This is a genomic window from Pseudescherichia sp. (assembly GCF_031998825.1).
Taxonomy (GTDB): domain Bacteria; phylum Pseudomonadota; class Gammaproteobacteria; order Enterobacterales; family Enterobacteriaceae; genus Pseudescherichia.
The window spans coordinates 1-9,194 of sequence record NZ_DAMACX010000026.1 but is presented as its reverse complement, the minus strand read 5'-3'; the positions used below and the strand labels follow the sequence as shown (position 1 = coordinate 9,194).

10 protein-coding genes are annotated in these 9,194 nt (G+C 59.6%); 6 read left to right on the top strand and 4 right to left on the bottom strand.

What is annotated here, in order from left to right; translation table 11 throughout:
• The 3 genes from RTP97_RS13175 to RTP97_RS13165 all read left to right on the top strand — a co-directional run.
• The coding region (locus tag RTP97_RS13175; RefSeq protein WP_312414304.1) for a TolC family protein at positions 1-403 on the top strand (403 nt) is incomplete at its 5' end.
• Between the two features lie 23 nt (positions 404-426).
• Complete coding sequence (locus RTP97_RS13170; protein ID WP_312414301.1) at positions 427-2,559, top strand: type I secretion system permease/ATPase; 2,133 nt, start codon at positions 427-429, stop codon at positions 2,557-2,559.
• Between the two features lie 10 nt (positions 2,560-2,569).
• Positions 2,570-3,739: an HlyD family efflux transporter periplasmic adaptor subunit gene (locus tag RTP97_RS13165; protein ID WP_312414299.1), complete on the top strand. Its 1,170-nt coding sequence runs from the start codon at positions 2,570-2,572 to the stop codon at positions 3,737-3,739.
• 60 nt (positions 3,740-3,799) lie between these two features.
• Here RTP97_RS13165 and smpB read toward each other — a convergent pair whose 3' ends face one another.
• Positions 3,800-4,282 carry an SsrA-binding protein SmpB gene (gene smpB / locus RTP97_RS13160; RefSeq protein ID WP_312414297.1) on the bottom strand — a complete coding sequence of 161 codons (483 nt, stop codon included), beginning with the start codon at positions 4,280-4,282 and terminating at the stop codon, positions 3,800-3,802.
• A 154-nt stretch (positions 4,283-4,436) separates the two neighbouring features.
• Between smpB and RTP97_RS13155 the strand changes: the two genes are divergently transcribed.
• Complete coding sequence (locus RTP97_RS13155; protein WP_312214090.1) at positions 4,437-4,874, top strand: type II toxin-antitoxin system RatA family toxin; 438 nt, start codon at positions 4,437-4,439, stop codon at positions 4,872-4,874.
• Positions 4,864-5,154, top strand: a complete 291-nt coding sequence (locus tag RTP97_RS13150; RefSeq protein ID WP_312214092.1) for an RnfH family protein — start codon at positions 4,864-4,866, stop codon at positions 5,152-5,154. The genes RTP97_RS13155 and RTP97_RS13150 overlap by 11 nt, the downstream gene beginning before the upstream one ends.
• A 61-nt stretch (positions 5,155-5,215) precedes the next feature.
• On the opposite strand, the gene bamE is transcribed toward RTP97_RS13150, so the two are convergent.
• The 3 genes from bamE to nadK form a co-directional block, all read right to left on the bottom strand.
• Positions 5,216-5,554 carry an outer membrane protein assembly factor BamE gene (gene bamE, locus RTP97_RS13145; RefSeq protein WP_238081059.1) on the bottom strand — a complete coding sequence of 113 codons (339 nt, stop codon included), beginning with the start codon at positions 5,552-5,554 and terminating at the stop codon, positions 5,216-5,218.
• 147 nt (positions 5,555-5,701) lie between these two features.
• The gene (gene recN / locus RTP97_RS13140) at positions 5,702-7,363 is read right to left on the bottom strand and encodes a DNA repair protein RecN (protein ID WP_312414295.1); all 1,662 of its coding nucleotides are present in this window, start codon (positions 7,361-7,363) and stop codon (positions 5,702-5,704) included.
• 86 nt (positions 7,364-7,449) lie between these two features.
• Positions 7,450-8,328 carry an NAD(+) kinase gene (gene nadK / locus RTP97_RS13135; protein ID WP_312414293.1) on the bottom strand — a complete coding sequence of 293 codons (879 nt, stop codon included), beginning with the start codon at positions 8,326-8,328 and terminating at the stop codon, positions 7,450-7,452.
• Positions 8,329-8,449: 121 nt separating this feature from the next.
• Here nadK and grpE point away from each other — a divergent pair, with 121 nt between their 5' ends.
• Positions 8,450-9,043 (top strand): nucleotide exchange factor GrpE, encoded by a 594-nt coding sequence (gene grpE, locus RTP97_RS13130; protein WP_312414290.1) that lies wholly within the window; start codon positions 8,450-8,452, stop codon positions 9,041-9,043.
• Positions 9,044-9,194 lie beyond the last annotated feature (151 nt).

The following is a 9,194-nucleotide window of genomic DNA, read 5'->3' as shown; positions in this document are numbered from 1 at the left end:
CCAGGGCGGGGCCGTGGGCGCCCGCGTTGATGCCGCCGAAGGGGACAGGGCCAGCGCCCGGGCGCAGGTGGAGGCCAGCAAGCTGGAGATCAACCAGCGCGCCGCTACCGCGTGGGCCGACCTTACCGGGGCGCAGCAGCGTCAGCGGGCAGGGGATGCCCAGTACCTGAGCGCCGATCGCGCCCGTGGGGTCTACCGCGATGAGTACCGCCTGAGCAAACGTAGCCTTAACGATCTGCTCAGCATTGAGCAGGACGTGTTTCAGGCCGATACCGCGTCGATTACCGCCCGCTATGACGCCTGGGATGCCGCGGTACGCTATGCGGCCGCCGCAGATAATCTATTGGATATGTTAGGCATTGAGCGTAGCCGCACCATCGGCGATACCCTGCCATCACTTTAAGCGCTAACGGCCAAGGAGTAGTTATGCAACAGCCGGATACCGAGAGCTGGATCAATGTCATGGTGCGTGCGGCAGGGCGATTTGGCCTGCCGGCGGATGCGCCTGCCGTACGCCAGCAGATGCGCTGGTTTGAGAGTCTGCCGCTTAACGCGCGGCTGGAGAGATTAAGCGGCCTGATGGGATTGCAGGTGCGTGTGGTGGAGCTGGAGAAGATGCGCTGGAACGCGCAGAATCTGCCGGTCATCGTTCAACTTGAGTCCGGCGAGCTGATGCTGCTGGAGACTATCGACGCCGACGGGCTGGTGGCCTACTGGCTCAGCGAGGGGGGCGATCTGGTGCGCGAGGAGGCGCTGGAGACGCTGCTGACCCGCGTCAAGCCGGAGGTGGTGATGCTCGGCATCGCCGCCCGCGGGCGCGACTCTCGCATCGACGACTTTACCCGTCCCTGGGAGGAGCACTGGTTCTGGCGGCACTTCCGCCATGCCAAGCGCAAGCTCTCGGAGATCGCCCTGGCCTCGGTGCTGGGCAACGTGCTGGCTCTGGCGGGGATCCTCTTCTCGATGCAGGTCTACGATCGGGTTATCCCCGCCCAGTCGATTCCTACCCTGTGGGTGCTGTTTATCGGCGTGCTGTTCGCCGCCCTGCTGGAGTTTATGATCCGCCTGGCGCGTACCCACGTCTCCGATATCATGGGCAAGCATATCGATCTCAAAGTCTCCTCGCTCTTCTTTGCCCGGGCGATGGCAATCAAGAACGATGCCCGACCCAAATCTACCGGCTCGTTCATCTCCCAGCTGCGTGAGATCGACCAGGTGCGCGAGCTGCTCACCTCGACAACTGTCGGCGCGGCGATGGATATTCCGTTTGTTCTGCTGTTCCTCGGCATCATGGCGCTGGTGGGCGGCCCGCTGGTGATCATCCCCCTGATCGCCATTCCGCTGATTGTGATCCCTGGGATCCTCGTCCAGTGGCCGATGGCGAAGCTGGCGAAAGAGGGGATGCGTGAGAGCGCGATCCGCAACGCGGTGCTGGTGGAGTCGATCGAGGGCGTTGAAGATATCAAAGCCCTACAGGCCGAGCCCTATTTTCAGCGTCAGTGGGAGCACACCCATGCCGTGGGGGCTAACATCGGCATGAAGCAGCGCGTCTGGGGGGCACGGCTGAGCGGCTGGGCCTCTACCGTCCAGCAGATCACCTACGCCGGGATGCTGGTCTTCGGCTGCTATCTGGTGATGGAAGGCAATATTACCACCGGTACGCTGGTGGCCTGTAGCCTGCTCTCGTCGCGCACCATCGCGCCGCTGATGCAACTGACCATGGTCTTCTCCCGCTGGCAACACGCCAAAATGGCGATGAACGGCCTCGACGATCTGCTCAAGAAGCCGCTGGATAAGAGCGCCGACCAGAAGATGGCCCACTGCCCGGTGCTGGCCGGTCACTACCAGGCGCAGAAGGTGCAGTACAGCTACGATCCCGAGAAGGGCGATCAGGCGGTACAGATCGATGGTCTGGAGATCAAGCCCGGCGAGCGGGTGGCGATCCTTGGTAAGACCGGGGCGGGTAAATCGACCCTGCTGAAGCTGCTTTCGGGCCAGGCGCAGGCCAGCAAGGGCAAGGTGATTATTGACGGCGTCGATATGGCGCATATTGATCCCATGGATGTTCGTCGCCAGGTAGGCTATCTCTCCCAGGACTCGCGCCTCTTTTTCGGCACCCTGCGACAGAACTTGATGCTTGGGCATCCGCACGCTACCGAGGCGGAGCTGATTCAGGCCCTGCGCATCAGCGGCGCAATCGGTATGGTGCAGCAGGATGCCGCCAGCCTCGACCGACTGATCAACGAGGGCGGACGCGGCCTCTCCGGCGGTCAGCGGCAGATGGTGTTGCTCAGCCGCCTGATCGTGCGTAACCCGCAGATTGTTCTGCTCGACGAACCCACCGCCTCAATGGATGAGCAGCTGGAGGCGTGGGTGATCCGCCAGCTCCAGCAGTGGCTCACCGGACGCACTCTGGTGCTGGTAACCCACCGCCCGGCGCTGCTGAACCTGGTGGACCGGATTGTGGTGATGGAGAACGGTAAAGTAATTGCCGACGGGCCGCGCGACACCCTGCTGCAGCAGGCGGCGCGCAACAGCAACGTGGCATCGGTAGCCTGAGGAGCGAGCAATGAGTCAACTGAGTATGCAGGACGATCTCGCCCGTCAGGGGCGCTTCTACTCGTCGGTGATCTGGCTGGCGCTGGCGGGGCTGCTGATCTTCGTGGCGTGGGCATGGTGGGCCATTCTGGATGAGGTGACGGTGGGCACCGGCAAGATCACGCCATCTAGCCACGCCCAGGTGATCGAGAGCCTCGATGGCGGTATCGTCAGCGCGATGCTGGTGCGCGAGGGGGATATCGTCGAGCGCGGGCAGATGCTGGCCCGTCTCGATCCCACCCGTTTTCAATCTAACTACGGCGAGTCGGCGGCCCGGGTACGTGCGCTACGAGCTTCCAGCGAGCGTCTGCGCTCGGAGCTGACCGGGGAGCCGCTGCGCTTTAGCGAAGAGTCGATGCGTGAGCCGGATCTGGTGGCGCGTGAGCGTCAGCTGTATGAGTCCCGGCGGCGCAACCTGAACGAGACGGTGGCCAACCTGAAGAAAACGTATCAGCTGGTGATGTCGGAGCTGCGTCTGACGCAGCCGCTGGTGGCGAAGGGGGCAGCAAGCGAGGTGGAGGTGATCCGCCTCCAGCGGCAGGCCACCGAGCTGCAGGGCAAAATCGACGAGGCGCGCAACCAGTTTGCGGTACGCGCTCGCGAGGAGCAGGTGAAAACCAATGCCGATCTCGACGCGCAGATCCAGGCGATGAGCGGTAAGGCGGATCAGGTCGATCGCGCTACGCTCTTTTCACCGGTGCGCGGCATCGTCAAGGATATCCAGGTCACTACCGTCGGCGGCGTCCTGCAGCCGGGTGGCAAGCTGATGGAGATTGTTCCGCTGGAGGATCAGCTTTTAGTCGAGACGCGCATTAATCCGCGTGATATCGCCTACATTCGGCCGGGCCTGCCTGCGACGGTGAAGGTCACGGCCTACGACTCCTCGATCTACGGCAACCTGACCGGTCAGGTGGAGGTGGTGTCGCCGGATACGCTGCAGGATGAGGTGCGTCGGGATCAGTTCTACTACCGTGTCTATGTACGGACTAAGAGCGCCGAGCTGCAAAACAAGAGTGGCCAGCGCTTCCCGATCCTGCCGGGCATGGTGGCGAACGTAGAGATTAAAACCGGGCAGAAATCGGTGATGGACTACCTGATCAAGCCGCTGAACAAGGTCAACGAGGCGCTGCGCGAACGCTAGATAATCCGTTGTACGCACACCCTCTCCCCGGCGGAGAGGGAGGTGCTGCAAGCGTAGAGATTAGCGTCCGGCGTTCTTCATAATGCGGGCTTTATCTACCTGCCACTCGCGCTCTTTCACATCGGAGCGTTTGTCGTGCTGTTTCTTACCGCGGGCGACGCCGACCTTCACTTTACACCAGGCATTTTTCCAGTAGAGCGACAGGGCGACAACGGTATAGCCTTCGCGGTTTACGCGGCCATAGAGGGTGTCCAGCTCGCGCTGGTTGAGCAGCAGCTTGCGGTTACGAGTAGGGTCGCAGACGACGTGGCTGGAGGCAACGCTCAGCGGCGTAAAGTTGGCCCCAAACAGGTAGGCTTCGCCTTCGATCAGGATCACATAGCTGTCGCCAATGTTAGCCTTCCCGGCGCGGAGGGACTTCACTTCCCAACCCTGGAGAGAGAGGCCCGCTTCAAACTCTTCCTCGATAAAATATTCGTGACGGGCGCGCTTGTTGAGCGCAATGGTAGCGGAACCCGGTTTATGTGCTTTTTTCTTTGTCATAAGTATCGTAAATCGTCGGTAATCAGCTGTTGAAAAATACCCCATCTATCCTGCGAGGTGTAACGCGTTATATTAGCATGAGTTTGGCTTTGCGTTTTCCTTTCCTGGACAGGAAATGTTATTATTTATGAGGTGTAGACCTCAGGATAACGCTATGCCGCAGATAAGCCGAACTGCTTTAGTGCCTTACAGCGCAGAACAGATGTATCAATTAGTGAACGACGTAAAGTCCTACCCGGAATTTTTGCCAGGCTGTACCGGCAGCCGGGTACTGGAGGCTAGCCCGACGCAGATGACGGCTGCCGTTGATGTCTCGAAGGCGGGCATCAGTAAGACGTTCACCACCCGTAATACCCTTACCAGCAACCAAAGCATTCTTATGCAGCTGGTGGATGGTCCCTTTAAGCAGCTGATGGGTGGCTGGCGGTTTACGCCGCTGAGTCCGGATGCCTGCCGCATCGAGTTCAATCTGGACTTTGAATTCACCAACAAGCTGATTGAGCTGGCTTTTGGCCGCGTGTTTAAAGAGCTGGCCTCAAACATGGTGCAGGCGTTTACCCATCGCGCCAAAGAGGTTTACAGTGCCGGATGAGATTCGCGTTGAAGTGGCCTATGCCCTGCCGGAGAAGCAGTACCTGCAGCGCGTAACGCTGAGCGAAGGGGCAACGGTAGAAGAGGCCATCAACGCCTCTGGCCTGCTGGAGCTGCGCTCGGATATCGATCTTGCGAAAAACAAGGTCGGTATCTTCAGCCGTCCGGTAAAGCTGGCCGACGCGGTGCAGGATGGCGACCGGGTAGAGATCTATCGCCCGCTGATTGCCGATCCGAAAGAGCTGCGGCGCAAGCGCGCAGAGAAAGCGGACGACGAATAGCGTCCTTGCTGGCACAAAAAAGCGCTCACTGAGCGCTTTTTGTTTTTTTACCTGGCGGAACCTAGTTGGTCAGGGCCGGTTTGTTGTCGATGTTGGTCAGCACACCGTTGCTGTTAAAGGTCAGGGTCAGCGTCTGCTGCGTGACATCCTCATGGCCAGGCTGCTGGCGGAACACGTAGAACCAGGTGTTGGTACCAAACGGATCGCTCATCATCGGGGTACCCAGCGCATAGGCAACCTGCTGTTGCGTCATGCCAATACGAATTTTAGAGATGTCGTTAGGTGCCAGATAGTTCCCCTGGTTGATATCTGGGCGGTAAACCACTTTCTCCAGAGTGGAACAGCCAGCAGTCATCATCAGAAGAACCGCTGCGGCAGCAGTCAGCGTTTTACAGCGCATAGTGATTTGGTTCCTTTTCGGGCCTGGTAGTACGCGGCTCATTTGTAATATGCCGATAATAATAGACCTTTAGCGAGTTTGAAACCTCTGCTATCGGATCCAGCGGCGATTTTATGTCTCACTATGACCCGGAATTAGCCGAAAAGTTTAGGCCGCGAGTAGTTCTTTCGCATTAGCCAGCGTGTTCCGGGTGACTTCGCTGCCGCCCAACAGGCGCGCCAGCTCCTGCAACCGCGCCTTTTTATCCAGCGGCTGCATGTGCGTTTCGGTCATGGCACCGTCGGTCTCTTTGCTGACGTAGAAGTGGTGGTGACCACAACCCGCCACCTGCGGCAGATGCGTTACGCACATCACCTGGGTGGACTCGCCGAGCCGACGCAGCAGCTTACCCACTACGGCCGCGGTCGGGCCGCTGATACCTACGTCAACCTCATCGAAAATCAGCGCCGGGGTCTCCATCTTACGGGCGGTAATCACCTGGATCGCCAGAGCGATACGCGACAGCTCGCCGCCGGAGGCGACCTTCGAGATCGCCTGCATCGGCTGGCCCGGGTTAGTGGTCACGCGGAACTCAATGCGGTCCGCGCCTTCCAGCGTCAGGTGACGCTCGTCAAAGCTGACGTCGATGTGGAAGCGACCATGCGGCATCGACAGGGCATGCATGCTCTCGGTAATCAGCCCGCCCAGCTCCTGGGCATACTTCACTCGCTGCGCATGCAGCAGCTGCGCGGTGGCCAGCGCCTGCTGATGGTGCTTCTGCACCGCCAGAGAGAGCGTCTCCTGGGAGTCGGCCTGATCGTCAAGCTGCTGCTGCTCATCAAGCAGTGCCTGATAGTGCGCCGGCAGCTCTTCCGGGGTGACGTGATGCTTGCGAGCCAGCGAAATCTGCTTGGCGATACGCTGCTCCAGCTCGTAGAGGCGGTTCGGATCGAGATCGAGGCGGTCACAGTAGTGGCGCAGCTCGTCGCTGGCCTCGCTCAGCTGAATGGCAGCCTCTTCCAGCATATCGAGCACGCTGGAGAGCTTGCTGTCCATGCCCACCAGCTCGGTGACCATCTGGCGCGCGGTGTAGAGCTGGCTCTGGAGGTTGGCGTCGTCGCTGTCGGCGAGCAGCGTCAGGGCGTGCTGGCTGGTGCTCAGCAGCTGGCCGCTGTTGGCGAGACGCTTGTACTCTTCGTCGATGCGCTCAAACTCGCCCGGCTGCGGACTGAAGTCGTTCAGCTCTTTCAGCTGGTAGTGCAGCAGTTCGGCGCGGGCGCTACGCTCCTGGCTCTGCTGCTGATGCTGGGCCAGCTCGCGGCAGCTGTGGTTCCACAGGCGGTAGTGCTCTGCCATCTGCTGGGTGAGGGCATACTCACCGGCATAGCCGTCGAGCAGGGTCTTCTGGTGATCGGACTTGGTCAGCAGCTGGTGCGCGTGCTGGCCGTGGATCTGAATGAGAAGCTGGCCCAGCTCGCGCAGCTGGGAGAGCGGCACCGCGGTGCCGTTGATAAAGCCACGGGAGCGGCCGTCGCTGCTGATGACGCGACGCAGCAGGCACTCACGGCCATCTTCAAGCTGGTTTTCTTCCAGCCAGCGCTGGGCAGCAGGGGTGTCTTTCAGGGAGAAGCGGGCGCAGAGATCGGCGCGTGCGGCGTCGGTGCGAACCATGTCGGCTTCCGCACGCCCGCCGAGGCACAGCCCGAGCGCATCGATGGCAATGGATTTACCCGCGCCGGTTTCGCCAGTAATGGCGGTCATGCCGCTGTGAAAATCAATTTCCAGCTCGCGAACAATTGCAAAATTACTGATGGTCAGTTGTGCCAGCATAGCCGCTTTCCTGTATGAAAAACCATAACTGTGTTTTCGTACAGTATAAACAGGTTTTATATCCAGTAAAGCACCCGCCGTCGATTTCAGAACAATTTTTTTGACCAGCCCAGCTTGGAACTCAGGGTGTTAAAGTAGCTGTAATCCTTCGGATGGATCAGGTTGAGATGGTAGTCACAGCGGCGGATCAGCACATCCTCGCCCTCCTGGATCGGCAGGGCAATCTGGCTGTCGCAGCTGATCTCCAGGTCATTACGCCGGTGCGAGAAGCGCAGGCGGATGGTGCTGCTGCTGTTGATCACCAGCGGGCGAGCCGACAGCGTATGCGGGAACATCGGTACCAGGGTAATGGCGTCCAGCGACGGGGTCAGAATTGGACCGCCCGCCGACAGCGAATAGGCCGTGGAGCCGGTAGGGGTGGAGATGATCAGGCCATCCGAGCGCTGGGAGAAGGCAAACACCTCATCAATATAGACCTCAAACTCGATCATGTGAGCCACCTTGCCCGGATGGAGAACCACCTCATTGATAGCGGTGCTGATCCGCTTCTGGCAGTCGTGCTGGCACACCTGCGCCTCCAGCAAAAAGCGCTTTTCGGTGATGTAGTGCCCTTCAAGCACGTCCGCCAGCTGCTGCTGGGCGTTGTCCGGATCGAGATCGGTCAGAAAGCCGAGGTTGCCGCGGTTGATGCCGATGACCTTAATATCGTATCGCGCCAGGGTGCGGGCCGCGCCGAGCATATTGCCGTCGCCGCCGACCACCACCGCCAGATCCGCCTGCTGGCCAATCTCCGCCAGCGTGCCGGTGCGCACGTTGGTGAGCTTTAGCTCCTGGGCAATCTGCTGCTCAACGATAACGTCATATCCCCGGCTGGACAGCCAGCGCCAGAGCATCTCATGTGTGGTCAGCGCCGTAGGGTGACGCGGGTGGCCGACAATCCCAATACACGTGAAATGAGTACTCATTATCTGGAGTCCTTTTGCCAAATGAAGGGTGACAATCTTAAGGCTTCTCTTGAAACCGCAAAACTGATCCCCATAATAAGCGAAGTTAGCGAGATTAATGCAAAAAAACGCGGAGAAATTCATGAGTAGTAAAGAACAGAAAACGCCTGAGGGGCAAGCCCCGGAAGAAATTATCACGGAGCAGCATGAAGAGGTTGAGGCAGTAGAGCCTGACGCTTCTGTTGAGCAGGTGGATCCGCGCGATGAGAAAATTGCGAACCTCGAAGCACAGCTGGTTGAGGCGCAAAATCGCGAGCGTGACGGTGTCCTGCGCATCAAAGCGGAGATGGAGAACCTGCGTCGCCGTACCGAGCTGGACATTGAGAAGGCGCACAAGTTTGCGCTGGAGAAGTTTATCAATGAGCTGCTGCCGGTAATCGACAGCCTGGATCGCGCGCTGGAAGTGGCGGATAAAGCTAACCCAGAGCTGGCACCGATGGTGGAAGGTATCGAGCTGACCATGAAGTCGATGCTGGACGTCGTGCGCAAGTTTGGCGTCGAGGTGGTTGCCGACACCAACGTGCCGCTGGATCCGAACGTTCACCAGGCGATTGCCATGGTTGAATCTGAAGAGGTTGCAGCAGGCAACGTGCTGGGCGTGATGCAGAAGGGTTACACCCTGAACGGCCGCACCCTGCGCGCCGCGATGGTCACCGTCGCGAAAGCGAAGGGCTAATCAGCACCACAGTAAGCACGGTGTAATTTGTAGGCCCGGTAAGCGAAGCGCCACCGGGCGTTACTGTGCTGAGGCTGATATGCCGGGCGGCACTGCTGTATGACCGGATACATAGGTGACAGATCAGACCGGGAACACAGGTAACACTTTT

What these genes read in the sequence shown, in the direction of transcription:
- RTP97_RS13170 (WP_312414301.1), top strand. Translation starts at nt 427, where the DNA reads ATGCAACAGCCGGATACCGAGAGCTGGATCAATGTCATGGTGCGTGCG.
- RTP97_RS13165 (WP_312414299.1), top strand. Translation starts at nt 2,570, where the DNA reads ATGAGTCAACTGAGTATGCAGGACGATCTCGCCCGTCAGGGGCGCTTC.
- smpB (WP_312414297.1), bottom strand. Translation starts at nt 4,282, where the DNA reads ATGACAAAGAAAAAAGCACATAAACCGGGTTCCGCTACCATTGCGCTC.
- RTP97_RS13155 (WP_312214090.1), top strand. Translation starts at nt 4,437, where the DNA reads ATGCCGCAGATAAGCCGAACTGCTTTAGTGCCTTACAGCGCAGAACAG.
- bamE (WP_238081059.1), bottom strand. Translation starts at nt 5,554, where the DNA reads ATGCGCTGTAAAACGCTGACTGCTGCCGCAGCGGTTCTTCTGATGATG.
- recN (WP_312414295.1), bottom strand. Translation starts at nt 7,363, where the DNA reads ATGCTGGCACAACTGACCATCAGTAATTTTGCAATTGTTCGCGAGCTG.
- nadK (WP_312414293.1), bottom strand. Translation starts at nt 8,328, where the DNA reads ATGAGTACTCATTTCACGTGTATTGGGATTGTCGGCCACCCGCGTCAC.
- grpE (WP_312414290.1), top strand. Translation starts at nt 8,450, where the DNA reads ATGAGTAGTAAAGAACAGAAAACGCCTGAGGGGCAAGCCCCGGAAGAA.